Here is a 24,808-nt window from a genome sequence, read left to right on the forward strand (position 1 = left end):
AGGTAAAACGGGGTGCTCACTGATGTAAAATGGTTGGCCTTTATTGGCTATATAACAGGGCAAGTTGGCGCTTCGTGCAATCCTGGTTCTCTATTTAACGCTCTGTTTGGAAGTGGTTTTCTGCAAAGGACAAGGGAAATGATGGCAGCTGAAGAAGACCGCCCAGGGTTGGGCATTGGGTTGCGGATACTGTCAGGCGCCCTGTTTACCGGGATGCTGGTGTGTATTAAGGCAGTCAGTGACGAAGTGCCTGTGGGGCAGTCGGTATTTTACCGCTCGCTGTTTGCGCTGCTGCCTATCGTCGTTTTCCTTTTGCTGCGGCGGGAGTTTCCACGTGGGTTGGCTACGCGCCGCCCGCTGGGTCATGCGCTGCGCTCTGGGTTGGGGGCGGCGGCGATGTTTGCCTCCTTTGCTGCGGTGGCGCTGTTGCCAGTGGCCGAGGCAACATTGCTCGCTCAGCTTACCCCGGTCTTTATGGCGATTGGTGGTGTTCTGCTGCTGGGGGAGCGCTGCTCGCTTAATCGCGCGGGTGGCGTGGTGCTAGCGCTTGCCGGGGTGGCCGTGCTGATTTTGCCTGGGCTCAATGCCAGTTCCAGTAACGGCCAAGTGGCCGGGTATGCGCTAGGGGCGTTGGGTGCGCTGCTAACGGCAGGTGCTTTATTAACCGTCAGGCGTATTTCACGCACCGAGACAGCGGCTTCAATCGCCTTCTACTTTATTTTAGTGGCCGCGCTAGCCGGGCTGGCAACGCTCCCACTGGGCTGGGCAGCACTCAACCGGGTAGAGTTTTCGTTGTTGGTGCTCTCGGGTCTGTTTGGCGGTGCTGCGCATATCGCGATGACATTAGCTCTACGCTACGCCGAGGCGTCGCGTTTGGCACCTTTTGAATATATTGCCCTGGTGTGGCCTGTGCTCGCCGATTGGGTGCTGTTTGGAATACCGGTCTCCAGCGGCTTCCTGCTAGCGCTACCGCTGATGTTAAGTGGGGTAGCGCTAGCGGCGATGGAAGGGCGGCGGCTTAGGCAAAGGGCTAGATAGCGGCTTCGACGATAAGCTGCGGCTGGCCTTTCGAGCAGGACTCGATACGCGTAGATACCCGATAAACCTGGCGTAGCAGCGCAGGGGTAATCACTTCGGCAGTGGAGCCGCAGGCGATCAAGCGGCCATTTTCGAGCATCATGGCGGCATCGGCGAAACGTAGTGCATGCCCCAGGTCATGGAGCGCCACCAGAATCAGCATCTGGCGCTCATCGGCTAACCGGCGCAGCACCGTCAGCAGGCTGATCTGGCGGTTCAAATCGAGTGCCGAGGTGGGCTCATCCAGCATCAGAATCTCGGGCTCTTGCACCAGGGCCTGGGCAGCGCTGACCAACTGGCGCTGGCCGCCGCTAAGGTCGCCAATATCCCGTTCGCCAAGGGCCGTAATGCTGAGTTCTTCCAGCGCGCGATCAACCTGCGCTAAATCCTCAGGCTGCACTTTTAATCCACGCCCCTGCATACGTGCCAAAAGCACTGATTCATATACCGTCAGTACGGCCTTGGCACCGGTGTCCTGGGGCATATAGCCCACGGGACGTGCGGCGCTGGTGCCGCTGATAATCACTTCGCCTTCGCCTTTCAATAGTCCTAATACGCGGCGAAAAAGCGTCGATTTACCTGCTGCGTTGGGCCCTAGCAGAGCGACGACTTGCCCCCCTTGAAAGCAGGGCGTGGTGATCTCTTCCAGAATAGGGCGACGCCCATAGCGGGCGGATACACGGTTCAGTTGTAGGGTTACCATGAGGCCTTCTTGTGGTTAAGCACCAGAAACAGAAAGAAGGGAATGCCCACCAGCGAGGTGATAATGCCAATGGGAATAATGGTGCCAGGGATAATAATCTTGGAGATGACCGAGCCAACGGAGAGGATCAGTGCGCCGCACAGGGCCGAGCCTGGTAGGAAGAAACGCTGATCCTCGCCCAGTAAAATGCGCGCGATATGCGGCCCCACCAAGCCAATAAACCCAATGGTGCCCACGAACGCCACCGCGATGGCGGCAAGTAGTGACACCAGCACCAGCACTTCCAAACGCAGCGCGCGGGGATTGACGCCCATGCTCTCGGCTTTGGCGTCGCCCAGGCGCATGGCCGTCAGCGCCCAACCATGCCGGGCAAGCAGCGGCATGGATAAGGCAAGAATGCTAAGGGCGATCCAGAACTTGGGCCAGGTGGCTTTGGTTAAGCTGCCCATCGTCCAAAACACCACCGCGGAGACCGCTTCCTGGCTGGCAAAGAACTGAATCAGCGCCATCAGCGAGTTGAAGATAAACACCATGGCGATGCCGAGCAGCACAATCGTCTCTACCGTCACGCCGCGCTTAAGGCTTAAAGCATGAATTAAGAACGCGGTGAACATGGCCATCACGAAGGCATTGATGGGCACCACAAACTCAATGGCTGCGGGAACAATGGCGACACCAAAAGCAAGCCCCAACGCGGCGCCAAAACTGGCCCCGGCGGAGATCCCCAGGGTGAATGGGCTGGCTAGCGGGTTGCTCAGAATGGTTTGCATCTGTGCCCCGGCCACCGACAAGCTGGCGCCCACTACTAGCGCCATCAGCGCCACTGGCATACGAATTTCCCACAGAATGACTCGCGCCTGCTGGCTAACGCTGTCTGGCGTAAACAGCGCTGCGATGACTTCACCCAGGCTATAGCGGGCAGGCCCCAGCGCCAGGTCAACACAGAGGCTAAAAAACAGCGCTAAAACCAGTGCCACCAGTATCATCTGGCGGCGGAAAACCTGGCTATGGTAGAAGGCGCGACCCTGTGAAACATGCTCTGCTAACGCAGTTTCTGGGTGCCTGGTCTCTGAAAGACTGGCTTCAGTGAACTTCGTTTCAGTCGTCATGGAGCGAGATCCAATAGCCGGGTTCATAATCGATGGGCAAGAAACGCTCGTGTAGCGCTTCCATCGTGGCGTTGGGATCCAGGTCTTCAAACAGCTCTGGGTGTAGCCATTTGGCTAACTGCTGCACGGCCACAAAGTAGTAGGGGCTATTGTAAAACTGGTGCCAAATGGCGTGGAAGTTACCGGATTCCACCGCCTTGATGCCGGTCATCGCGGTGCGCTCGGTCAGTGCTTCAAGCTTAGCGCGAGCGTTTTGCATATCAGACCCTGGGCCTACGCCGACCCAGTTGCCGCCCGGCACATAGGCATCCCAGTTGCCGCCGGTGACAACCACATGATCAGGATTGGCAGCAATAATCTGTTCAGGGTTCAGGTTGCCGAAACTGTTAGGAATGATGCCCTCGGCAATATTGCTACCGCCAGCCAGGGTGACATAGTCGCCAAAGTTGGCAGGGCCAAAGCTCATGCAGCACTCGTCGGAGTAGCCACCGGCCCGGTCAATAAACACGCTGGGGCGCTCTGGGTTCGCTTCGGCGATGACATCGGTTACCCGTGCCAACTGTGTCTCGGCAAACTCGATGAACTCTTCCGCCGCTTCTTCATCGTCCATGATCTGGCCGATGATGCGCATGGAGGGAATGGTGTGTTCAATCGGGTCTTCGCGAAAATCCACATAGACGATGGGAATGCCGAGTTGTGCCAGCTTGTCGTCGTAGGCGGCGTCTTCTGTGGCGGCTTTGGCCTCGATGTTCATCAGCACTACGTCAGGATTAAGCGAAGCGGCCTGCTCTACATCAAAAGTGCCGTCTTTAAAGCCGCCAAAGGTGGGGATCGCTTCAATCTCAGGGAAGCGTTCGGCGTAACGGGCATAGTTGTCGGGATCCGCCTGAGAAAAGTCTTCGCGCCAACCGACCACGTGGGCAAAAGGAGCTTCAGGTTCGAGTAAACCGAGCAGATAAATTTGCCGCCCTTCGCCTAAAATAACCCGCTCGGCAGGGCCATCCAGAGTGATTTCGCGGCCAGCGACATCGGTGACGGTGATAGCGTCAGCCATAGCAGTGGCGCCGCAAGCAAACGTGATAAGCGTACCAAGCAGGATTTTTAAGCGCGGAGAATTGAGCATTTTTTAACTCGTTGGTCGATATTGGTTAACAGGGCGGCATCGCTGATGCGCATTAACGGTGATAGCACAGAGATGCAATTGCTATTGTAACTGATTAGCGTTTGGGCGGCATTATTGGGGTGCCGCGCTTAATGGTCAACATGCTACGCTTTACACTGAGCATTTATCCTACGGTGATGGCTTCACATATTTGGCTCTAACGGCAAGACATTGTTGAAGGATTACTTGGTTTGTAAGTACTTACATTTTTTGGAGAGGCCGCTATGCCTTTATCTCGTGTCGAAGTTGCCACGCCTTCCGCCGAGCGTTTAATTAATCGGCTCTGTAAACACTGGGCGCATAAGCTGGAGGTCGAGCAAAGCGATCAGCAGGCCACTATTACGTTTGCCACTGGCACCTGCTTAATGGTTGCTGAGGCCGATAAACTGGTGGTGGCCCTCGAAACCCTTGAAGAGGAGCATCTGGATGAGTTGGAGGGGGTCGTCGAGCGCCACCTAATGCGTATGGCCGGTGATGAAGAGTTGGCGATTGTGTGGGAGAACTAGATAACGACTGGTCAGCCATAAACGGAGAGCGTCGAAGGCATCGATGGGTCTGCTATAATCGCGCTGATTTTGAAACATAAGTCTTACGCACTGAAACCTAGAGCTCAGGAGTTCGCATGACCCGAATTGCCATTGTAGGCGTGGCTGGCCGCATGGGCCGTACGTTGGTAAATGCTGTAGAGCAAGATGCTGAGGCGACGCTAGCCGGCGGGATCGTGGAGCCAGGTAGCTCCTTGGCGGGCGCTGATATTGGCGAGCTTGCGGGTGTCGGGAAGCGCGGTGTTGTCGCGGTCGATTCGCTCACGTCGATTGTCGATGAATTTGATGTGCTGATCGACTTCACGGCCCCTCAGGTCACGCTTGGTAATCTGGCGTTCTGCGCAGAGCACGGCAAACGTATCGTGATTGGTACTACTGGCATGAGCGATGATGAGTTGGCTCAGCTCGATAGCTACCGCGACAAGGTAGCCATGGTGTTCGCACCCAATATGAGCGTCGGGGTTAATCTGACCCTGAAACTGCTCGAAACCGCTGCCAAAGCGCTGGGCGATGAAGGCTACGATATTGAAGTGATCGAGTCTCACCATCGCCATAAGGTTGATGCGCCTTCCGGCACCGCGATCAAAATGGGCGAAGTAATTGCCGACAGCCTGGGGCGTAACCTTAAAGAGCACGGCGTGTTTGAGCGAGTCGGGCAGTGCGGCCCACGCACCGACAAAGAGATCGGCTTTGCCACCGTGCGCGCGGGCGATATCGTGGGTGAACACACGGTAATGTTTGCTACCGAAGGTGAGCGCATCGAAATCACTCACAAGGCCTCCAGCCGGATGACCTTTGCCAAAGGTGCGGTTCGTGCGGCGCGCTGGGTCGCTGGCAAAGAGAGCGGCCGTTACGACATGCAGGATGTATTGGGGTTAGAGTAAGGGATTGCCTGTCACTGCTTGAGCAGGGCGCTAGAACAGTCCTGCCATCAAGGGGTAGTCTTCGATCAAGAATTCCTGTAACATTTCAAAAATTTTGGCCGGGTGGCCTGGAAATCTTAAACGGCGCGCTTGTTGCGTTGGTCAACCCAAAGCCTGCCTCCTCAGGGTTTGCTGCTATAAAGCGGTGCTGCTGTTAAGCGTAACGCTAGAGGCTAAGCGAATCAGAAAGGCATCGAACAACAAGCGGGATGAAACCGATTCTTTTTATCGGCTTCGTCCCGCTTTTTTACGACCCCAGTTTTACTAGTGATAGTTTTTATTAGCGATAGTGTTACGTCGCGGATAATCAAGAAATTGCTGAGCCTGCGCCCCACAGGCTCCCACCAGCATGGGAGGATCTTGTTTTGAATAACCCCGCATTGAGCAAACCCGCAATATTGGCCCTGGAAGATGGAAGCGTGTTCCACGGCATTGCCATTGGCGCGGACGGATTAACAAGCGGTGAGGTGGTGTTCAATACGGCCATGACCGGCTATCAAGAAATCCTCACCGACCCTTCCTACACCCGCCAAATCGTTACCCTCACCTATCCCCACATCGGCAATACTGGCATTAACGCTGAAGACATTGAGTCAGCTTCTATTGCCGCAGCAGGTTTGGTGATTCGCGATTTACCGCTAATGGCCAGCAGCTTCCGCTCTGAGCAGTCGCTGTCGGACTACCTGAAAAGCCAGAACGTGCTGGGTATTGCCGATATCGATACCCGCCGCCTAACGCGCATTTTGCGTGATAAAGGTGCGCAGAACGGGGCGATTTTGGCGGGTACTGATGCGGAAGGCGACGAGGCGGTCACACGGGCGCTGGAAGCCGCCAAGGCTTTCCCTGGCCTGAAGGGGATGGATCTGGCCAAAGAGGTGTCGTGTACACAAGCCTACGAGTGGTCGGAAGGTGAGTGGACGCTGGGTGAAGGCTACGCTGATGCTTCCAAAATCGAGCGCCCCTACCATGTGGTGGCGTACGACTACGGTGTGAAATTCAACATCCTGCGCATGCTGGCCGCTCGCGGCTGCCGCCTGACAGTCGTGCCCGCGCAAACGCCTGCCGCTGAGGTGCTGGCGATGAATCCGGATGGCGTGTTTTTAGCCAACGGCCCTGGTGACCCGGAGCCCTGCGATTACGCCATCAAGGCAATTCAGGACGTGCTGGAAACCAATATTCCGGTGTTTGGTATCTGCCTGGGCCACCAACTGCTGGCGCTCGCCGCCGGGGCGAAGACGGTCAAAATGAGCCACGGCCACCACGGTGCCAACCACCCGGTGCAGGATCTGGATAGTGGTACGGTAATGATCACCAGCCAGAATCACGGCTTTGCGGCGGATGAAGCGACCCTGCCCGCTAACGTGCGCGCCACGCACCGTTCGCTGTTCGACGGCACCTTGCAGGGAATCGAGCTTACCGACCGACCGGCGTTCAGCTTTCAAGGCCACCCGGAAGCGAGTCCCGGCCCGCGTGATGTGGCGCCGCTGTTTGATCGCTTCGTGGCTATGATGCAGGCACGCCGTTAACGCGTCCCTAGCATCACCGTATCGCCGTCTTTTGTCGCTCATCGTCACCATTTTTTGCGGGAACCGTTATGCCTAAGCGTACCGACATCAACAGTATCTTGATCATTGGCGCTGGCCCGATTGTGATCGGCCAGGCCTGCGAATTCGACTACTCCGGCGCCCAGGCGTGTAAAGCGCTGCGCGAGGAGGGTTACCGGGTTATTTTGGTTAACTCCAACCCCGCCACCATCATGACTGACCCGGCCATGGCCGATGCCACCTACATCGAGCCGATTACCTGGCAGGCGGTGGAGAAGATCATCGAAGCCGAGCGCCCTGATGCCATTCTGCCGACCATGGGTGGTCAGACGGCGCTGAACTGCGCCCTCGAGCTTGAAAAGCATGGCGTGCTGGAGAAGTTCGGCGTCGAGATGATCGGTGCCAACGCCGATGCGATTAACATGGCCGAAGACCGTGATCTGTTCGATCAGGCCATGAAGCGCATTGGCTTGGAGTGCCCGAAAGCGAAAGTCGCCCACACCATGGATGAAGCCTGGGAGATTCAGGCTGAACTGGGTTTCCCGACCATTATTCGCCCTTCCTACACCATGGGCGGCTCCGGCGGCGGCGTGGCGTACAACAAGGAAGAGTTCGAAGAAATCTGTACCCGTGGTTTTGAGCTTTCCAATAACCACGAGCTGCTCATCGATGAGTCGCTGCTGGGGTGGAAAGAGTACGAGATGGAAGTTGTGCGTGATAAAAACGACAACTGCATCATCGTCTGCGCGATTGAGAACTTCGACCCCATGGGCGTGCACACCGGCGACTCCATCACCGTGGCGCCGGCGCAAACGCTGACCGATAAAGAGTATCAGATCATGCGTGACGCCAGCCTCGCGGTACTGCGCGAGATTGGCGTAGAGACCGGTGGCTCTAACGTCCAGTTTGGTATGGATCCCAAAACCGGCCGTTTGGTAGTTATCGAGATGAACCCGCGGGTGTCACGCTCTTCAGCGCTGGCCTCAAAGGCGACCGGTTTCCCGATTGCTAAAATCGCCGCGAAATTGGCGATTGGCTATACCCTGGACGAGCTGCAGAACGATATTACCGGTGGTCAAACGCCGGCATCGTTCGAGCCGTCTATCGATTACGTGGTCACCAAAATTCCGCGCTTCACCTTCGAGAAATTCCCCCAGGCCAACGATCGCCTAACGACGCAGATGAAGTCGGTGGGTGAGGTGATGGCGATTGGGCGTACTTTCCAGGAGTCGCTGCAGAAAGCCCTGCGTGGCCTGGAAACCGGTAACGATGGTCTCGATCCGATCATTACCGATTTCACGCCGGACAACATGGCAATTATCCAGGGCGAGCTGCAGGCCGCCGGCGCAGAGCGTATTTTCTACGTGGCGGACGCCATGCGTTCCGGCATGAGCGTCGATGACGTCTTTGCCCTGACCAATATCGACCCTTGGTTCCTGGTGCAGTTGGAAGATTTGGTGCTGACTGAAAACGCCGTCGCCAAACGTACGCTGGCTGACTTCTCTGCCCGTGAGCTCTATCAGCTCAAGCGCAAAGGTTTCGGCGATGCACGCCTGGCCAAATTGCTGAATGTCAGCGAAAAAGAGTTCCGTCAAACCCGCCAGGCCGCCGGCATTCGCCCGGTTTATAAGCGTGTCGATACCTGTGCCGCGGAGTTCGCCTCTGATACCGCCTATATGTACTCCACTTACGAAGAAGAGTGCGAGGCGGATGTCTCTGACCGTCAGAAGATCATGGTATTGGGCGGTGGCCCTAACCGGATCGGTCAGGGCATCGAGTTTGATTACTGCTGCGTTCACGCCGCCTTCGCCATGCGCGACGATGGCTATGAAACCATCATGGTCAACTGCAACCCGGAAACCGTCTCGACCGATTACGACACCTCTGATCGTCTCTACTTCGAGCCGGTAACGCTGGAAGACGTGCTGGAAATCGCCGATAAAGAGAAGCCGGTAGGCGTGATCGTCCAGTTCGGTGGTCAGACGCCGCTGAAACTGGCCCGTGAGCTAGAAGCTGCCGGTGTGCCGATCATTGGTACCACGCCGGATGCTATCGACCGCGCAGAAGACCGTGAACGCTTCCAGGTGATGATCGACAAGCTGGGCCTGAAGCAGCCGCCCAACGCGACCGCACGCAGCTTTGCCGAAGCCTTCGATAAAGCCGAAGCGATTGGTTACCCGCTGGTAGTTCGCCCCAGCTACGTATTGGGTGGCCGGGCGATGGAGATCGTCTACGACGCCTCCGAGCTTGAAAACTACATGACCCATGCGGTGAAGGTCTCAAACGACTCCCCGGTACTGCTGGATCACTTCCTGAGTGCTGCAATCGAGATCGATATCGATGCGGTGTCGGATGGCCAGCAGGTGGTGATCGGTGGCATCATGCAGCACGTAGAGCAAGCGGGCGTTCACTCCGGCGACTCTGCCTGCGCGCTGCCGCCTTACTCGCTGCCTGCGGATGTGCAGGACGAGATGCGCCATCAGGTGAAGCAGATGGCGGTTGAGCTGGGCGTTAAAGGCTTAATGAACGTGCAGTTGGCCTGGCAGGATGGCGAGATCTATGTGATCGAGGTGAATCCCCGCGCTTCGCGTACGGTGCCCTTTGTGTCCAAGTGCATTGGCACCTCGCTGGCGCAGATTGCGGCCCGCTGCATGGCCGGTAAAACCCTGGCTGAGCAGGGCTTTGAGCAGGAGATCGTGCCGCACTTCTATAGTGTTAAAGAGGCGGTCTTCCCGTTCAATAAATTCCCCGGTGTCGACCCGATTCTGTCGCCGGAAATGAAGTCCACCGGCGAAGTGATGGGCTCTGGCGACACCTTTGCAGAAGCCTTCTTCAAGGCGCAACTGGGGGCAGGTGAGGCCATTCCTGGGCTTACCGGTGAGCGCAAGGCGTTTCTTTCCGTGCGCGAACCGGACAAGGCGGGGATTATCGAAGTGGGGCGTTCTCTGTTAGCATTAGGCTTTACGCTATGTGCTACACGGGGAACAGCGGCTGCTTTGGAAGCTGCCGGGCTTGCCGTGGAACACGTCAATAAAGTCTACGAAGGCCGTCCCCATATCGTCGATCTGCTTAAGAACGACGAAATCGCCTACATTGTGAACACTACTGAAGGTCGTCAGGCTATTAACGACTCTTCGGTCATTCGCCGTACTGCTCTCTCGCGCAAGGTGCCCTATGCGACCACCTTGGCGGGCGCTAATGCTGTTTGCATGGCGCTTGAGTACGGTAGGGAGATTACGGTGCGGCGCCTTCAGGATCTGCATGCAGGAGCAAGTCAATGAACAAGGTCCCGATGACAGTTGCGGGAGAAAGAAGCCTTCGTGAAGAGCTCGACCACCTTAAAAGCGAAGCTCGTCCGCAGGTGATCGCGGCCATCGCCGAAGCACGTGAACACGGTGATCTTAAAGAGAACGCCGAGTATCACGCCGCTCGCGAGCAGCAGGGGTTTATCGAAGGGCGGATTCAGGAGATCGAAAGTAAGCTATCCGTCGCTCAAGTGATTGATGTCACCAAGCTGCCCAAAACCGGCAAAGTGATTTTCGGCGTTACCGTATCGCTAATGAATCTGGATACTGATGCGGAAGTCACTTACCGTATCGTCGGCGAAGATGAGGCGGACATTAAGTCTGGCCGTATCTCGGTTACCTCACCGATTGCCCGTGCCCTGATCGGCAAAGAAGAGGGTGATGTCGTGGTGGTCAAAACACCCGGCGGTGACGTGGAGTACGAAGTAGGTAGCGTCGAACACGTATGACAAAAAACGCCCCTGCGATTGACTCTGGAGTCAGTTGAAGGGGCGCTTTCGTACGGCGGCACTCTATTGCACGCGTTGAATTTAACGCTTAATGGCGGCCGTGGTGGTTCTCAAAGCGGGTAACGTTAGAAAGCTTCGGGTTCACCTGCGGATTTCTGCGATAGAGCAGCGCCATTTTGCCAATGGTTTGCACCAAGTCGGCACGGCTGTTGGCGATCAGTTCGGCTATCATGGCAGCACGATCATCCCGCTCAGGAAGGGCAAGTTTCACTTTGATCAGTTCGTGATCAGTGAGTGCGCGGTTAAGTTCTGCGAGCAAATTTTCGGAGACGCCGTTCTCAGAAACGGTGACCACTGGGTTAAGATGGTGGCCAATGCTACGAAATGCTTTCTTTTGTGCCTGTGACAAGCTCATGGTATCTTGCGGTATCCCGGTTAGCGCTTAACGCTCCATCTTACGGTGAAACGTCACCGAGTGAAAGCGATCGCGTGAATGCGCCCATCTCTTATTCCAGTGTTAGATTCCCACATGCAGCAAAAGCCCCCGAACCGAAAACATTCCGTTAGCAAGACCAGCAATAACTGGAAGAAGGAGCATTTTGACGACCAGTACGTGAAGCAGAGCTGGCAAGATGGCTACCGTTCCCGTGCCAGCTATAAGCTGATTGAGTTGGATGAAAAAGATAAACTGCTGCGTCCCGGTATGACGGTGATTGATCTGGGCGCCGCCCCCGGCGGGTGGAGTCAAATTGCAGCGGAAAGGGTAGGGCCTGAAGGTGTGGTGATTGCCTCTGATATTCTGGAGATGGACGCACTGGCCGGGGTGGATTTTATCCAAGGTGATTTCACTGAAGAGGCGGTGCTGGAGGCGATACTAAAATGCCTGGATAATCGCCGTGTAGACCTTGTGATGTCGGATATGGCCCCCAATATGAGTGGCATGGCGGCGATTGATCAGCCCCAGGCGATGTATTTAGTGGAGCTAGCGTTAGAACTTGCCCGCGAAACGTTGTCACCTGGTGGCCGGTTTTTAGCTAAAGTATTCCAGGGGGAAGGGTTTGACGCCTATTTGAAAGAATTGCGCGGCAGCTTTAACAAGGTAGTAACCCGTAAGCCAGACGCCTCCCGGGCGCGTTCCCGTGAAGTCTATTTTCTGGCCGAAGGGTTTCGCGGGTGACTCTCCTTAACATGAGAGGCTGCCCGTGTGGTTCATAGCCAAGATTTATCAGCGCGATTGCCAGACAGGCAAGCGCAACGTGTGTCACATTAGTCGCCATAAGTGCGCGTGACACAGATGGCCCGAGGCATAAGACGCTTTGGCAATGGTTGAACGCTTGATGCTGATGTAATGTCGTATTACTAAGCTTATTGGTAAAAGACTTTATGAAGCACCAGGGTTTAACTGACGGATTCTTGTAATGAGGGTAGCCCCTTGAATGATATGGCGAAGAACCTGATTCTGTGGTTGGTCATCGCGGCCGTCCTACTGACAGTGTTCAACAATTTCAGTACGGAAAGCGCACCGCAAAACACAAACTATTCCCAGTTTGTGCAGCAGGTGCAAAATCAGCAGGTACGTAGCGTAACGATTGATGGTTACACCATCAGCGGTGAGCGCACGGACGGCACTCAGTTCCAGACCATCCGCCCAGCGGCGGAAGATCCGAAGCTGATGGACGACCTGTTGAGCAACAATGTGACGGTGGTGGGCAAAGAGCCAGAGCAGCAAAGTATCTGGACGCGGCTACTGATCGCCAGCTTCCCGATTCTGTTGATTTTGGGCATCTTTATGTTCTTCATGCGCCAAATGCAGGGCGGAGCCGGTGGTGGTAAAGGCGGCCCGATGAGCTTTGGTAAATCGAAGGCCAAGCTGCTCTCACAAGATCAGATTAAGACAACCTTTGCCGACGTGGCGGGTTGTGATGAAGCCAAGGAAGAAGTAGAAGAGCTGGTCGACTTCCTGCGTGACCCAACCAAATTCCAGCGCCTGGGCGGCACGATTCCCCGCGGCGTATTGATGGTAGGCCCTCCGGGTACCGGTAAAACGCTGCTGGCAAAGTCCATTGCGGGCGAAGCCAAAGTGCCGTTCTTCTCTATTTCGGGTTCTGACTTCGTTGAAATGTTTGTTGGTGTCGGTGCATCCCGTGTGCGTGACATGTTCGAGCAGGCCAAGAAGCAAGCGCCGTGCATTATCTTTATCGACGAAATCGATGCGGTAGGCCGTTCACGTGGCACCGGTATGGGTGGCGGTAACGACGAGCGCGAGCAGACGTTGAACCAACTGCTAGTTGAAATGGATGGCTTTGAAGCCAACGAAGGCGTCATTGTTATCGCCGCGACCAACCGTCCTGACGTACTTGACCCTGCGCTAATGCGCCCAGGCCGCTTTGACCGCCAGGTAACGGTCGGTTTGCCGGACATCCGTGGCCGTGAGCACATTCTGGGCGTTCACCTGCGTAAAGTGCCGCTGGGTGATGACGTAAAACCGCAGCTTATCGCACGTGGTACGCCTGGTTTCTCTGGTGCGGATTTGGCCAACTTGGTCAACGAAGCCGCTCTGTTTGCCGCGCGCCGCAATAAGCGCTTGGTCAGCATGGAAGAACTTGAGCTCGCGAAGGATAAGATCATGATGGGCGCTGAGCGCAAATCGATGGTCATGACCGACAAAGAGAAGCTCAATACCGCTTACCATGAATCGGGTCACGCCATTATCGGTCTGGTCGTGCCTTCCCATGATCCGGTCTATAAGGTAACGATTATTCCCCGTGGCCGTGCGCTGGGTGTCACCATGTTCCTGCCGGAAGAGGATCGCTACAGCCTCTCCCGTCAGCAAATTCTGGGGCAGATCTGCTCGCTGTTTGGTGGCCGTATTGCCGAAGAGATGACGTTAGGCCCGAATGGTGTAACGACCGGCGCCTCAAACGACATCAAGCGTGCTACTGAGCTGGCCCATAACATGGTTGCCAAGTGGGGCTTGTCGGACGAAATGGGCCCGATCATGTACGACGAGGATGAGTCGCATCAGTTCCTCGGTGGCCCGGGTCAGGGTGGTGGCAAGATGAAATCTGGTGACACCACCACGCGCCTTGATAAGGAAGTCCGCAAAATCATCGACGGTTGCTACGAGCAGGCACGCCAAATCCTGACCGATAATCGCGATAAGCTGGACGCCATGGCCGAGGCCTTGATGAAGTACGAGACCATTGATGCCACGCAGTTGAAGGACATCATGGAAGGTCGTGAGCCGCGCCCGCCGGAAGGTTGGGATGACGGTGACTCATCCGGTGGCGGTACGCCTGTCAACGATGACAAGCCGCAAGCGAAGGCTGAAGACGATGCTTCTTCAAACGCTTCTGGAGGCGATGCGTCCGGTGGTGACAGCGAAGAAGATGACGACGGGCCGCGTCGCCGTCCCTCAGACCCGCTAGGTGGCCCTGCAGGCTCATAAGCCAGCACTGCCGTATGAGCCAAAGGCGCCCCGTCATGGGGCGCCTTTTTTGATATGCTGTATACATAACAGCAATGTTTCATTTCTTGATCAGGCTGCAGCATGAAATCAATTCTGGACACGTCCTCTTCACGAAACGCAGAAAATGCTCTCCAACTGCGTTGCGGGCGCCATCTGTTGGATCTCTCCTTTCCCAGGGTAATGGGTATTCTTAATGTGACCCCGGACTCTTTTTCTGACGGTGGCCAGCACGTGGCATTGGATGACGCTTTGCGCCACGCTGAGCGGATGCTGGCCGAAGGGGCGGCGATGATAGATGTGGGCGGCGAATCGACCCGCCCTGGGGCTATCCCTGTCAGCCCCCAGGAAGAGCTAGACCGGGTGGCGCCGGTGGTGGAGGTCCTGGTGCGCGAGCTGGATGCGTTGGTGTCGGTGGATACCAGTTGCCCGACGGTTATACGCGAGGCGAGCGAGCTGGGCGCTGGTATGATTAATGATGTGCGCGCCTTAGAGCGAGAAGGCGCCCTGCTGGCTGCGGTGGGTAGCGGGTTGCCCGTCTGCCTGATGCATCGCCAGGGCGAGCCGCAGGATATGCAGCAGTCGCCCGCGTATCAGCGCCCGGTCGAGGAAGAGGTGGCGGATTATTTGGCCCGTCGGATTGCTGAATGCGAGGCTGCAGGGCTACGCCGCAACCGTCTACTGATCGACCCTGGTTTTGGCTTCGGCAAAACCGTCGAACACAATCTACGCTTACTCAAATACATGGAGTCTCTGCAATCGCTGGAGCTTCCAGTGCTGGTGGGTATGTCGCGCAAGAGCATGATTGGTAAAGTGTTGGGTCGACCAGTGGAGGAGCGTCTCTCCGGTGGTTTGGCGCTCGCTGCCATGGCGGTTGAGCGTGGGGCAAATATTTTGCGCGTGCATGACGTGGCTGCAACGGTCGATGCAGTCAATATGGCGTGGGCGGTACTACAAGAAGGCTGCGAGCCGCCGCTAAATAAGGAGTTTGACGCATGACAAGGCGCTATTTTGGGACGGATGGTATTCGCGGCACGGTGGGTAAATCACCGATTACCGCTGATTTTATGCTTAAGTTGGGCTGGGCGGCGGGTCAGGTGCTGCGCCGTGATAAAGGTCGAACGCGGGTACTGATCGGCAAAGATACCCGGATCTCTGGCTATATGTTCGAATCCGCCCTAGAAGCTGGGCTTTCTGCGGCGGGTGTGGATGTCTCGCTGCTGGGGCCAATGCCCACGCCGGGTATTGCCTATTTAACGCGCACATTTCGTGCCGATGCAGGCATCGTCATTTCGGCATCGCATAATCCTTTTGATGATAACGGCATCAAGTTCTTCTCCGCTGAGGGTAAGAAACTTCCCGATGACACGGAAGATCGTATCGAAGCGATGCTGGAAGCGCCGCTGACCACGGCCGAGGCCGCGCAGTTGGGTAAGGCAACACGCATCGACGACGCTGCAGGCCGTTATATCGAGTTTTGTAAATCGACCTTGCCTGACCGGCTTAGCCTGCACGGCCTTAAAATCGTCTTGGATTGTGCTCACGGTGCCACATACCATATCGCGCCCAATGTGTTCCGCGAGCTGGGGGCTGATGTCACCACCATTGGCTCTGCACCTGACGGGTTAAACATTAATCAGCAGGTGGGCTCAACGCACCCCGCGGCTCTGCGTGCTTCCGTGATTCAGCAAAATGCTGATTTGGGGATCGCCTTTGATGGCGATGGCGACCGCGTGCTGCTGGTAGATGGCGACGGGCGCGAAGTCGACGGCGACGATATTCTCTATCTGATTGCCCGAGATCGCCACGAGCGTGGCTTGCTTCAAGGCGGCGTGGTGGGCACCCTGATGTCAAACTTTGGCCTGTCGATGGCGCTGGATAAGCTGGGAATCCCCTTTGAGCGCGCAAAGGTGGGTGACCGCTTTGTGATGGAGCGTATGGCCGCCAATGGTTGGGAGCTGGGCGGTGAGTCGTCGGGGCATATTGTGTGCGCCCACGTGCAGACCACCGGCGACGGCATTGTCTCCGCGTTGCAGGTATTGGCGCTGATGATGCGCGAGCAAAAAAGCCTCCCGACACTGTTAAAAGAGTTGGAGAAAGTGCCCCAAGCGCTGGTTAATGTACGTTTGCCCGCTCATGCCAGCGCCAAAGAGGTGATGGCATCTGCGCCGCTTCAGCAGGCAGTGGCTGCGTTAGAGCATGAGTTAGGCGATGAGGGGCGAGTGTTGCTACGTCCCTCAGGTACTGAGCCGCTTATTCGAGTAATGGTGGAAGGACGCGCCCATTTAGACGTCGATCAATTGGCGCATAGCTTGGCCGATCAGGTTCAGGCGCTACTTAATTAAATGTGTTCAGCTAACCGGTTCAGTAAACTGGTTTGGTAAACCCAGCTTGTGGCTATAACAGCGGTTGTCTTGACAAGGCCGCTCCTATACCATTTCGCTCCACCTTGAGTGAGGAGAGTCGATGCGTACGCCTTTAATCGCCGGTAACTGGAAAATGAACGGTTCCGTGGCGTTGATCAATGAATTCGGCCAGGCCTTCTCCGCCGCCGTATCGCCAACGAGCGTGGATGTCGTTATCATTCCGCCGTTCCCCTATTTGGATGCGGCGCGCCACGCGTTTGAAGGTACGGTGCTTTCATTGGGCGCGCAAACGTTGAACCCTATTCACTCTGGGGCGCATACCGGCGAAGTAAGTGGCCGCATGCTAAAAGAGTTTGCGGTCTCTTACGTATTGGTGGGGCACTCTGAACGACGTCAGCTCTACAAAGAGAGCGATGAACAGATCTTTGCACGCCTGCTAGCAGCATTGAGCGTGGATATCACGCCGATCCTCTGTGTGGGTGAGTCCCTGGAGGAGCGCGACGCAGGGCGCACGATGGATGTGGTGCTTCGTCAAGTGGGCCATGTAATGTCCCGCTTAGAGCCCGACCAGCGTAAGCAGGTCGTGATTGCCTATGAGCCTGTTTGGGCCATTGGCACTGGGCGCACGGCAACGCCTGAGCAAGCCCAGGACGTTATGGCAGGCATCCGTGCCTACCAGGCGGGTTTCGATAAGGGCCTCGCCGAGCAACTGCGTTTGCTTTACGGCGGCAGTATGAACGCAAGCAATGCGGCTGAGCTGCTTGCTCAGCCAGATATCGACGGCGGTCTAGTGGGCGGAGCCTCACTCAAGATCGATGATTTTTATGCCATTTGTCAGTCAGCAGGATAACGCCATGCAAGTTGCAATTCTTATGATTCATGTGGTGATTGCGGTCGCCCTGGTGGTACTCATTCTGCTTCAGCAGGGTAAAGGTGCCGAAGCCGGTGCAGCTTTCGGGGGCGGTGCATCACAAACGGTATTCGGTTCGCGGGGTAGTGGTAACTTCCTGTCGCGCACAACGGCTATTTTGGCGGCGGGTTTCTTCGTCACCTCAATGGCGCTAGCTTACTTTGCCACCCAGGCGGGCCAGGCACCGGAAGCAGGTATTCCCGATTCGCGCTTGATCGAGCAGCAGCAAAGCGTCCCGACGCTTGACGACAGGCCTGCGGACGTGGATAATACCGCGCCAGTGCTAGAGGAAAGCAGCGAGTAAGCAGCTGCTGTTTTTTAGCCTCCCCTGATGCCGAAGTGGTGGAATTGGTAGACACGCTATCTTGAGGGGGTAGTGACCGTATGGTCGTGCGGGTTCAAGTCCCGCCTTCGGCACCATCTGTTTTGCTGGCACGCCAGCTTCCCAGAACGTTTCTTTTGTTACCAGAATGCCCATTGGCACCTGAGGCGAAAAAGACAGCTTTAAGTAAGTGGTTCTTGAAGCAAGTAGTTCTTGACGTAAGTGGCTTTAGTGTCTATTATCGTCGACCTAGATTGATGCGGGGTGGAGCAGTCTGGTAGCTCGTCGGGCTCATAACCCGAAGGTCATCGGTTCAAATCCGGTCCCCGCTACCATTTTCTAGTAGCATGTTCTAGATTGTTATTTTTAAGACGTATTGGAAATAACGGTCATTTCAGGTACAGCCTGTTACATGTTGCTAAGACGGTACTGGAAGTAGTACTTAAGAAATGGTACACAAGGTTTCTTTCAAAAAGCCCCTTCCAGTGAAGGGGCTTTTTGTTAGCAGCTTTTGACTAGCAAGCGCGCCTGGTCGCTGTTTTATTGGCGCCCCCCGCTTTGTTAGCCAGAATATCGTTAGCACGAATATCTTAATAGCGGATGTCGTCCGGAAAACCGGAGACACATTCCCGAGTAACGCCAATCAGCCACCTAGCTTTTCTAATAACTCCTGGCCAGGTGCCTGATGCAACGGCTATAGGAGCTTTGTCTGTGGCCACTAAACACGCTGCGCTTCACGCGCTGATCGAACCTGTTGTTGCTGCCATGGGCTTTGAGCTATGGGGCATCGACCATCTTTCCCAGGGCAAAAATTCGCGGCTGGTGATCTATATCGAGCGCGAGAGTGGTGTCAGCGTGGAAGACTGCGCAGATATTAGCCGCCAAGTCAGTGCCGTTATGGATGTAGAAGACCCCATTCCCGGTGAGTACCGGTTGGAAGTCTCCTCGCCAGGCATGGCACGTCCCTTGTATTCCCTGGATCAGTTTACCCGCTTTCAAGGTCATCACGTCGCGCTGAAATTGCGCACTGCCTTTGACGGGCGGCGCAAGTATCAAGGGCTTTTGGTCGGTGTTGAGGGGGATGAAGTACTGCTACAACTGGATGGCGAAGAGTACTGCTTTCCAATTGAGAGTATTGATTCTGCTCACATTGTACCGCAGTTCGACGATTGACCGGGTGGCGGCGCTGCCGGCAGGCTGCCGGGGTGATGCACATAAGGATAGGTTTTCTGGCGAGGCATACGCATGAGTAAAGAAATTTTAATGGTCGTTGACGCGATCTCCAATGAGAAGGGCGTCCCACGTGATGTCATCTTCGAGGCGGTAGAAGCCGCTCTTGCGAGTGCGTCACGCAAGCGTTTTGAAAGAGAAGAAGCCAATGTGCGCGTGCATATTGACCGCCGCACTGGTGAATACGAAACCTTCCGCACCTGGACCGTTGTGGAAGATGACGAATTCGAAACGCCAGATTATGAAATTAAAGAGAGCATCGCCGAGCAGCGCGATCCGCCGCTGAAATTAGGCGATGTGGTCGAAAAAAGCATCGAAAATGCGTCGTTTGGCCGTATTGCTGCACAAACCGCCAAACAGGTGATCGTACAGAAAGTACGCGAAGCCGAGCGGGCTGAAGTCGTGCGCCAATATGCCGATCGCGAAGGTGAACTGGTTGCGGGCATCGTTAAAAAGACCACACGTGATGGCCTGATCATTGATTTGGGCGAAAACGCTGAGGCGTTTTTGCCGCGCAATGAAATGATTCACGGCGAGCGTTACCGCATGAACGAGCGGGTGCGCGCCCTGTTGGTCAAAGTGGATCCCGATGCACGCGGTGCCCAGCTTCAGCTATCGCGGACGTGTCCCGAGCTGATCATCGAGCTGTTCAAAATTGAAGTGCCAGAGATCGCAGAGCAGTTGATTGAGATCAAAGGTGCTGCGCGTGACCCCGGTTCACGGGCCAAAATTGCGGTAAAAACCAATGATCGCCGCATCGACCCGGTCGGTGCCTGTGTGGGTATGCGCGGTTCGCGCGTTCAGGCGGTCTCTTCGGAGCTGCAAAACGAACGCGTTGATATCGTGCTGTGGGATGACAATCCCGCCCAATTGGTGATTAACGCCATGGCACCTGCCGATGTTGGGTCTATCCTTGTGGACGAGGACGCCCACGCAATGGACGTGGCCGTGGCGCAGGATAACCTTGCTCAGGCGATTGGCCGGAGCGGTCAGAACGTGCGTTTGGCTTCTGAACTTACCGGCTGGCGCATTAATGTCATGACCGAAGAGGAAGCGGAGTCTAAGCGCGATCAAGAGATTGATAGCCTGGTTGACTCTTTTATCCAGCACCTCGATGTGGATGAAGATGTCGCTCGCCTGTTGGTGGATGAGGGGTTCACTACCCTGGAAGAAGTCGCCTACGTGCCGATGGAAGAGATGCTCGAAATCGAAGAGTTCGATGAAGATTTAGTCGAAGCGCTTCGTGCACGTGCGAAAGACGAGCTGCTGACGATGGCAATTGCCACGGAAGAAGCGCTAGACGGTGCCCAGCCTGCAGCAGATCTGCTGGAGATGGATGGCATGGAGCGCCACCTGGCCTTCATTCTGGCCAGTCGCGGCATCGTTACCATGGAAGATCTCGCCGAGCAGTCTGTCGACGATCTGGTCGATATCGAGGAGTTGGACGAAGCGCGCGCAGCGGCACTGATCATGACTGCCCGTGCGCCCTGGTTTGAAGTCGATGACGCATCGGATTCGAACACACAGTAAACAGGTCACGGGCTGAGGAGGGTCAATATGTCAGATATGACAGTTAAAGATTTCGCAGGAAAGGTGGGCCGTGATGTGCCTCGCCTACTAGAGCAAATGAAAGAAGCGGGTTTAAAGCACGCTTCTGAAAGCGATGCTGTGTCTGAAGAAGACAAGCAGAAGCTACTGAGTTTCTTGAAGAAGAGCCACGGCGGTAGCGACACCCCTGAAGCGGGCAAAAACCGCATCACGCTGACACGCAAAACCCGTAGCCGTATCAATACCGGCGAGCGCGGCAAAACCATTGAAGTGCAGGTACGTAAGAAAAAGACCTACGTCAAAAGCGCTGAAGATGAGAAGCCGAAAGCGCCGGAGCCTAGCTATACCGGCCCGCGCCAGCTAGTGGGCGATATGGCGGAAGCCGAAGCTGAGCGCAAAGTGTCTGATGCGCGTGAAGCCGAAGAAAAAGCCGCTGCTAAGAAAGCCCGCGCTGCACAGGTAGCGGAAGCCACCGCGCGTAGCAATAAAGAGGCTGAAGCGACGGCGCAAAGTAACACGGCGCGTAGCAATAAAGAGACTGAAGCCAAGCCGAAAGCGTCTGCAGCAGCCAAAGCACCGGCTACGCCAGACATTCCTGTGCCGAATCTTGAAATCGACGATACGCCGTCCGGTGAGGATATGCCGCCAGCGCCACCGAAAGAGGGCCGCACTGACCGTCGTACCGCTCCGCCCAAGAAGACGGCGGCGAAGAACAAAGGTCGCCGTGACGATGAAGATCGTGGTGATCGCGAAGAGCGCAAGCGCGGTGGCGGCGGTAAGAAGGTAAAACGTGCCGAACAGCGTCGTGGTGGTCGCCGTGGTGGCAACCAGACCGGCAATGGCAAGCACGCTTTCCAGAAGCCGACTCAGCCGATCGTGCGTGAAGTATCGATCCCTGAATCGATCAGCGTGGCGGAATTGGCCGACAAGATGTCGATCAAGGCCAATGAAGTGATCAAGGCCATGTTTAACATGGGCGCGGCGGTTACCATCAACCAAACCATCGATCAGGATACGGCTGCGATCGTGGTGGAAGAGATGGGCCATACACCGAAGCTGGTTAAAGATGACGCGCTGGAAACGGAAATGCTAGAAGGCATCTCCTATGAAGGCGAAGAGATCACGCGTTCACCCGTTGTTACGGTGATGGGCCACGTTGACCACGGTAAAACCTCGCTGCTGGATTACATCCGTAAAGCGAAAGTGGCGACCGGTGAAGCCGGTGGTATTACCCAGCATATCGGTGCCTACCACGTGGAAGATAACCACGGTGGCGTGACCTTCCTGGATACCCCAGGCCACGCGGCGTTTACCGCCATGCGTGCCCGTGGTGCCAAGGCGACAGACGTGGTTATTCTGGTTGTGGCTGCCGACGATGGCGTGATGCCTCAGACGATTGAGGCGATTGAACACTCCAAAGCCGCTGAAGTGCCCATGGTGGTAGCGGTCAACAAGATCGATAAAGATGGTATCGATCTTGATCGCATCAAGAATGAGCTTTCGCAGCACGGCGTGATCTCCGAAGAATGGGGCGGTGATACTCAGTTTGTTCACGTTTCCGCCAAGACCGGTGAAGGTATTGAAGAACTGTTGGAAGCAATCCAACTGGTCTCTGAAGTGCTTGAGCTTAAAGCCGTTCCTTCTGCGCCGGGTAAAGGCGTGGTGGTTGAATCGCGCCTTGATAAAGGTCGTGGTCCAGTCGCCACCGTACTGGTTCAGAACGGTACGCTGAAAAAAGGCGATATCGTCCTGGCTGGCCTGCACTACGGTCGTGTACGTGCGCTGACCAACGAACTTGCCCAGCAAGTCGATGCGGTTGGCCCGGCCATGCCGGTAGAGATTCAAGGCTTGGGCGGCACGCCGGATGCCGGTGATGACTTTATGGTCGTTGCAGACGAGAAGAAAGCCCGCGAAGTGGCTAACTTCCGTCAAGGCAAATACCGCGAAGTGCGCCTGGCGCGTCAGCAGAAGGCCAAGCTGGAGAACATGTTCAGCCAGATGGGCCAAGACGAAGTGGCCAAGGTCAACATCGTCCTCAAAGCCGACGTTCAAGGTTCTCTGGAAGCGATCAAAGGCGCCCTGGAAGAACTCTCCACCGGTGAAGTTGAAGTCGCCGTGGTCTCTTCGGGTGTCGGTGGTATCACCGGTACAGATGCCAACTTGGCGCTTGCGTCGGAAGCCATCGTAGTCGGCTTTAACGTCCGTGCTGACGCCGCTGCCCGCGAGATCGTTGAGCGCGAAGGCCTGGATCTGCGTTACTACAGCGTTATTTACCAGCTGATCGACGAGGTCAAACAGGCGATGAGCGGTATGCTCGCACCTGAGTGGAAAGAAGAAATCGTCGGTATTGCCGAAGTGCGCGATGTGTTCCGTGCGCCGAAGATTGGTGCCATCGCCGGCTGTATGGTGGTTGAAGGCAGCGTGCATCGTAATAAGAAGATCCGCGTGTTGCGTGATGACGTGGTGATCTACGAAGGCGAGCTCGAATCGCTGCGCCGCTTCAAAGACGATGTGCAGGAAGTGCGCAACGGCATGGAGTGTGGCATCGGCGTGAAGAACTACAACGATGTCCAAGTCGGCGATAAGATCGAAGTCTTCGACCAAGTGAAGGTCGAGCGTAGCCTGTAAGGCTGCGAGGAGCTAAACATGCGCGAATTTAAGCGTACCGACCGGGTAGCCGACCAGCTCCAAAAGGAGCTGGCGGTGCTGATCCAACGAGAAGTGAAAGACCCGCGTTTGGGCATGGTCACGGTTAGCGGTGTCACCGTTAGCCGTGACCTTGGCTACTCCGACGTCTACGTCACTCTGTTGGGTGAGCAAGAGCCCGAGCGTATTAAAGAGAATCTGCAGGTGCTTAAGCGTGCTGCTGGTTTTCTAAGAAGCCAGATTGCCAAGCGCATCAAGCTACGTCACGTACCGGAGCTGCGTTTTCATTTCGATGAAAGCGTGGTGCGCGGTCAGCAGCTTTCTTCATTGATTGATGAAGCGGTGACGACGGATCGTGCACGCTATCAAAACGATGATGACGATTATCAAGACGCTGGCCAAGACAGTGACTCAGACGGCGACGCCCAGCAAAGTGAGGAAACTCGCTAGTGGCGCGTCAACGTCGAGGTTTACCGGTTAATGGCGTACTGCTGCTGGATAAGCCCAAGGGCGTTTCCAGCAACCATGCGCTGCAGCGTGTGCGTCGGCTGTTCCAGGCTCAAAAAGCCGGGCACACCGGCACGCTAGACCCGATGGCAACCGGCTTATTGCCGATTTGCCTAGGTGAAGCGACCAAGTTTTCATCGCACTTGCTGGAAGCCGACAAGGTGTATCGCACCCGGGTAGAGCTAGGGGTGATCACGGATACCGGCGATGCAGAAGGCACGATTATTGAGCAGCATGAGGTTCCCAGCCTAAGCGTCGATGACGTGGAAGCTGTGCTCACCCGTTTTCGCGGTGAGATCGACCAAGTGCCGCCGATGTATTCGGCCCTCAAGCATCAGGGCAAAAAACTTTACGAGTTGGCCCGTGAAGGCAAGCAGGTAGAGCGTGCAGCCCGGCGCGTAAGCGTGTATGATGCGCGCCTGCTATCGTTTGAAGGCACTGCTTTTGAGCTGGAAGTAAGCTGCAGTAAAGGCACTTACATCCGCACGTTAGCCGAAGATATTGGCCAAGCGCTTGGCTGTGGTGCGCACATCAGTCAACTAAGGAGGCTCAAAACGGGGCCCTTTTTAGCCGACGCGATGTGGACGCTAGAGGCCTTGGAAGCATTGGCCGACCAAGCGGCACTGGAAGCTGAGCTCATGCCCGTGGATGTGTTGGTGGACCATTTACCGTTACTGACGGTAGACGACACCGCGCATTCTCGTTTGGCCCATGGCCAGCCCGCTGCTCTCGAAACCGGCGCATTAGCCGCGGACGAAGTAGCCCGACTTTATTACGCCGAGACGTTTATCGGCCTTGGCGTAGTGAAAGGTGCTCAGGAAGTGGCGCCTAAGCGACTGTTAAGCACTGTCGCTATCTCGTAAACAGCGTTGCAAGGAGGCGACCGTCTACGTGAAAATTGCAAGATCCGACGTACACGTCGAAACGTGTACGTAGAAAACAGTAGCTTGAGACTGCAAATATGCGTGGTCTCACCCATTCATTTTTAGGCATATT

The 24,808-nt window shown here is 55.9% G+C and carries 21 protein-coding genes and 2 tRNA genes; 19 read left to right on the forward strand and 4 right to left on the reverse strand.

The window, feature by feature from the left end:
• The first annotated feature begins 138 nt into the window (after positions 1–138).
• Positions 139–1,038, forward strand: coding sequence for a DMT family transporter (locus K7H09_RS18940; RefSeq protein WP_422822627.1), 900 nt, complete (start codon positions 139–141; stop codon positions 1,036–1,038).
• On the opposite strand, the gene K7H09_RS18945 is transcribed toward K7H09_RS18940, so the two are convergent.
• Genes K7H09_RS18945 through K7H09_RS18955 form a run of 3 tightly spaced genes read right to left on the reverse strand, consistent with a single transcriptional unit; the run spans position 1,031 to position 4,012 of the window.
• The gene (locus tag K7H09_RS18945; RefSeq protein ID WP_039859997.1) at positions 1,031–1,780 is read right to left on the reverse strand and encodes an ABC transporter ATP-binding protein; all 750 of its coding nucleotides are present in this window, start codon (positions 1,778–1,780) and stop codon (positions 1,031–1,033) included. The genes K7H09_RS18940 and K7H09_RS18945 overlap by 8 nt on opposite strands.
• Positions 1,774–2,889, reverse strand: a complete 1,116-nt coding sequence (locus K7H09_RS18950) for a FecCD family ABC transporter permease (protein WP_051052127.1) — start codon at positions 2,887–2,889, stop codon at positions 1,774–1,776. The genes K7H09_RS18945 and K7H09_RS18950 overlap by 7 nt, the downstream gene beginning before the upstream one ends.
• Positions 2,879–4,012, reverse strand: coding sequence for an ABC transporter substrate-binding protein (locus K7H09_RS18955; protein ID WP_141440094.1), 1,134 nt, complete (start codon positions 4,010–4,012; stop codon positions 2,879–2,881). The genes K7H09_RS18950 and K7H09_RS18955 overlap by 11 nt, the downstream gene beginning before the upstream one ends.
• Before the next feature lie 263 nt (positions 4,013–4,275).
• Here K7H09_RS18955 and K7H09_RS18960 point away from each other — a divergent pair, with 263 nt between their 5' ends.
• From K7H09_RS18960 to greA, 5 genes are all read left to right on the forward strand, one after another.
• Positions 4,276–4,557, forward strand: a complete 282-nt coding sequence (locus K7H09_RS18960) for a DUF2218 domain-containing protein (RefSeq protein WP_022520719.1) — start codon at positions 4,276–4,278, stop codon at positions 4,555–4,557.
• A 116-nt stretch (positions 4,558–4,673) separates the two neighbouring features.
• The gene (gene dapB / locus K7H09_RS18965; RefSeq protein WP_041159424.1) at positions 4,674–5,480 is read left to right on the forward strand and encodes a 4-hydroxy-tetrahydrodipicolinate reductase; all 807 of its coding nucleotides are present in this window, start codon (positions 4,674–4,676) and stop codon (positions 5,478–5,480) included.
• 419 nt (positions 5,481–5,899) lie between these two features.
• Positions 5,900–7,045 carry a glutamine-hydrolyzing carbamoyl-phosphate synthase small subunit gene (gene carA / locus K7H09_RS18970; protein WP_208797176.1) on the forward strand — a complete coding sequence of 382 codons (1,146 nt, stop codon included), beginning with the start codon at positions 5,900–5,902 and terminating at the stop codon, positions 7,043–7,045.
• Positions 7,046–7,113: 68 nt separating this feature from the next.
• Entirely contained in the window at positions 7,114–10,344 is a 3,231-nt protein-coding gene (gene carB, locus K7H09_RS18975) for a carbamoyl-phosphate synthase large subunit (RefSeq protein WP_022520714.1), read from the forward strand.
• Positions 10,341–10,817, forward strand: coding sequence for a transcription elongation factor GreA (gene greA, locus K7H09_RS18980; protein WP_009287920.1), 477 nt, complete (start codon positions 10,341–10,343; stop codon positions 10,815–10,817). The genes carB and greA overlap by 4 nt, the downstream gene beginning before the upstream one ends.
• A gap of 88 nt (positions 10,818–10,905) precedes the next feature.
• Here greA and yhbY read toward each other — a convergent pair whose 3' ends face one another.
• The gene (gene yhbY / locus K7H09_RS18985; protein WP_022520713.1) at positions 10,906–11,232 is read right to left on the reverse strand and encodes a ribosome assembly RNA-binding protein YhbY; all 327 of its coding nucleotides are present in this window, start codon (positions 11,230–11,232) and stop codon (positions 10,906–10,908) included.
• A 114-nt stretch (positions 11,233–11,346) separates the two neighbouring features.
• On the opposite strand from yhbY, the gene rlmE reads away from it, so the two are divergent.
• The 13 genes from rlmE (at position 11,347) to truB (ending at position 24,675) form a co-directional block, all read left to right on the forward strand.
• Entirely contained in the window at positions 11,347–11,994 is a 648-nt protein-coding gene (gene rlmE / locus K7H09_RS18990; RefSeq protein ID WP_027958245.1) for a 23S rRNA (uridine(2552)-2'-O)-methyltransferase RlmE, read from the forward strand.
• A gap of 255 nt (positions 11,995–12,249) precedes the next feature.
• Positions 12,250–14,265: an ATP-dependent zinc metalloprotease FtsH gene (gene ftsH / locus K7H09_RS18995; protein WP_009287922.1), complete on the forward strand. Its 2,016-nt coding sequence runs from the start codon at positions 12,250–12,252 to the stop codon at positions 14,263–14,265.
• Between the two features lie 102 nt (positions 14,266–14,367).
• Entirely contained in the window at positions 14,368–15,282 is a 915-nt protein-coding gene (gene folP, locus K7H09_RS19000; protein ID WP_009287923.1) for a dihydropteroate synthase, read from the forward strand.
• Positions 15,279–16,628, forward strand: coding sequence for a phosphoglucosamine mutase (gene glmM, locus K7H09_RS19005; protein ID WP_009287924.1), 1,350 nt, complete (start codon positions 15,279–15,281; stop codon positions 16,626–16,628). The genes folP and glmM overlap by 4 nt, the downstream gene beginning before the upstream one ends.
• 121 nt (positions 16,629–16,749) lie before the next feature.
• Positions 16,750–17,499 carry a triose-phosphate isomerase gene (tpiA, locus tag K7H09_RS19010; protein WP_141440092.1) on the forward strand — a complete coding sequence of 250 codons (750 nt, stop codon included), beginning with the start codon at positions 16,750–16,752 and terminating at the stop codon, positions 17,497–17,499.
• A gap of 4 nt (positions 17,500–17,503) precedes the next feature.
• Positions 17,504–17,863 (forward strand): preprotein translocase subunit SecG, encoded by a 360-nt coding sequence (secG, locus tag K7H09_RS19015; RefSeq protein ID WP_022520708.1) that lies wholly within the window; start codon positions 17,504–17,506, stop codon positions 17,861–17,863.
• A gap of 29 nt (positions 17,864–17,892) precedes the next feature.
• Positions 17,893–17,979 (forward strand) — tRNA-Leu (locus K7H09_RS19020).
• Between the two features lie 160 nt (positions 17,980–18,139).
• Positions 18,140–18,216: transfer RNA gene (locus tag K7H09_RS19025), tRNA-Met, on the forward strand.
• 376 nt (positions 18,217–18,592) lie between these two features.
• Positions 18,593–19,054: a ribosome maturation factor RimP gene (gene rimP, locus K7H09_RS19030; protein ID WP_022520707.1), complete on the forward strand. Its 462-nt coding sequence runs from the start codon at positions 18,593–18,595 to the stop codon at positions 19,052–19,054.
• A 72-nt stretch (positions 19,055–19,126) separates the two neighbouring features.
• Entirely contained in the window at positions 19,127–20,641 is a 1,515-nt protein-coding gene (nusA, locus tag K7H09_RS19035) for a transcription termination factor NusA (RefSeq protein ID WP_009287927.1), read from the forward strand.
• Positions 20,642–20,668: 27 nt separating this feature from the next.
• Positions 20,669–23,287: a translation initiation factor IF-2 gene (gene infB / locus K7H09_RS19040; protein WP_027958246.1), complete on the forward strand. Its 2,619-nt coding sequence runs from the start codon at positions 20,669–20,671 to the stop codon at positions 23,285–23,287.
• Between the two features lie 18 nt (positions 23,288–23,305).
• Positions 23,306–23,755 carry a 30S ribosome-binding factor RbfA gene (gene rbfA / locus K7H09_RS19045; RefSeq protein ID WP_141440091.1) on the forward strand — a complete coding sequence of 150 codons (450 nt, stop codon included), beginning with the start codon at positions 23,306–23,308 and terminating at the stop codon, positions 23,753–23,755.
• Positions 23,755–24,675: a tRNA pseudouridine(55) synthase TruB gene (gene truB, locus K7H09_RS19050; RefSeq protein ID WP_009287928.1), complete on the forward strand. Its 921-nt coding sequence runs from the start codon at positions 23,755–23,757 to the stop codon at positions 24,673–24,675. Before rbfA ends, truB begins: the two co-directional genes overlap by 1 nt.
• The last annotated feature ends 133 nt before the right edge of the window (positions 24,676–24,808 follow it).

It is taken from the genome of Halomonas sp. IOP_14 (assembly GCF_021021315.1).
Classification (GTDB): domain Bacteria; phylum Pseudomonadota; class Gammaproteobacteria; order Pseudomonadales; family Halomonadaceae; genus Vreelandella; species Vreelandella titanicae.

What these genes read in the sequence shown, in the direction of transcription:
- K7H09_RS18960 (WP_022520719.1), top strand. Translation starts at nt 4,276, where the DNA reads ATGCCTTTATCTCGTGTCGAAGTTGCCACGCCTTCCGCCGAGCGTTTA.
- yhbY (WP_022520713.1), bottom strand. Translation starts at nt 11,232, where the DNA reads ATGAGCTTGTCACAGGCACAAAAGAAAGCATTTCGTAGCATTGGCCAC.
- greA (WP_009287920.1), top strand. Translation starts at nt 10,341, where the DNA reads ATGAACAAGGTCCCGATGACAGTTGCGGGAGAAAGAAGCCTTCGTGAA.
- infB (WP_027958246.1), top strand. Translation starts at nt 20,669, where the DNA reads ATGTCAGATATGACAGTTAAAGATTTCGCAGGAAAGGTGGGCCGTGAT.
- carB (WP_022520714.1), top strand. Translation starts at nt 7,114, where the DNA reads ATGCCTAAGCGTACCGACATCAACAGTATCTTGATCATTGGCGCTGGC.
- K7H09_RS18955 (WP_141440094.1), bottom strand. Translation starts at nt 4,012, where the DNA reads ATGCTCAATTCTCCGCGCTTAAAAATCCTGCTTGGTACGCTTATCACG.
- K7H09_RS18950 (WP_051052127.1), bottom strand. Translation starts at nt 2,889, where the DNA reads ATGACGACTGAAACGAAGTTCACTGAAGCCAGTCTTTCAGAGACCAGG.
- rlmE (WP_027958245.1), top strand. Translation starts at nt 11,347, where the DNA reads ATGCAGCAAAAGCCCCCGAACCGAAAACATTCCGTTAGCAAGACCAGC.
- glmM (WP_009287924.1), top strand. Translation starts at nt 15,279, where the DNA reads ATGACAAGGCGCTATTTTGGGACGGATGGTATTCGCGGCACGGTGGGT.
- rbfA (WP_141440091.1), top strand. Translation starts at nt 23,306, where the DNA reads ATGCGCGAATTTAAGCGTACCGACCGGGTAGCCGACCAGCTCCAAAAG.
- folP (WP_009287923.1), top strand. Translation starts at nt 14,368, where the DNA reads ATGAAATCAATTCTGGACACGTCCTCTTCACGAAACGCAGAAAATGCT.
- dapB (WP_041159424.1), top strand. Translation starts at nt 4,674, where the DNA reads ATGACCCGAATTGCCATTGTAGGCGTGGCTGGCCGCATGGGCCGTACG.
- nusA (WP_009287927.1), top strand. Translation starts at nt 19,127, where the DNA reads ATGAGTAAAGAAATTTTAATGGTCGTTGACGCGATCTCCAATGAGAAG.
- tpiA (WP_141440092.1), top strand. Translation starts at nt 16,750, where the DNA reads ATGCGTACGCCTTTAATCGCCGGTAACTGGAAAATGAACGGTTCCGTG.
- K7H09_RS18945 (WP_039859997.1), bottom strand. Translation starts at nt 1,780, where the DNA reads ATGGTAACCCTACAACTGAACCGTGTATCCGCCCGCTATGGGCGTCGC.
- secG (WP_022520708.1), top strand. Translation starts at nt 17,504, where the DNA reads ATGCAAGTTGCAATTCTTATGATTCATGTGGTGATTGCGGTCGCCCTG.
- K7H09_RS18940 (WP_422822627.1), top strand. Translation starts at nt 139, where the DNA reads ATGATGGCAGCTGAAGAAGACCGCCCAGGGTTGGGCATTGGGTTGCGG.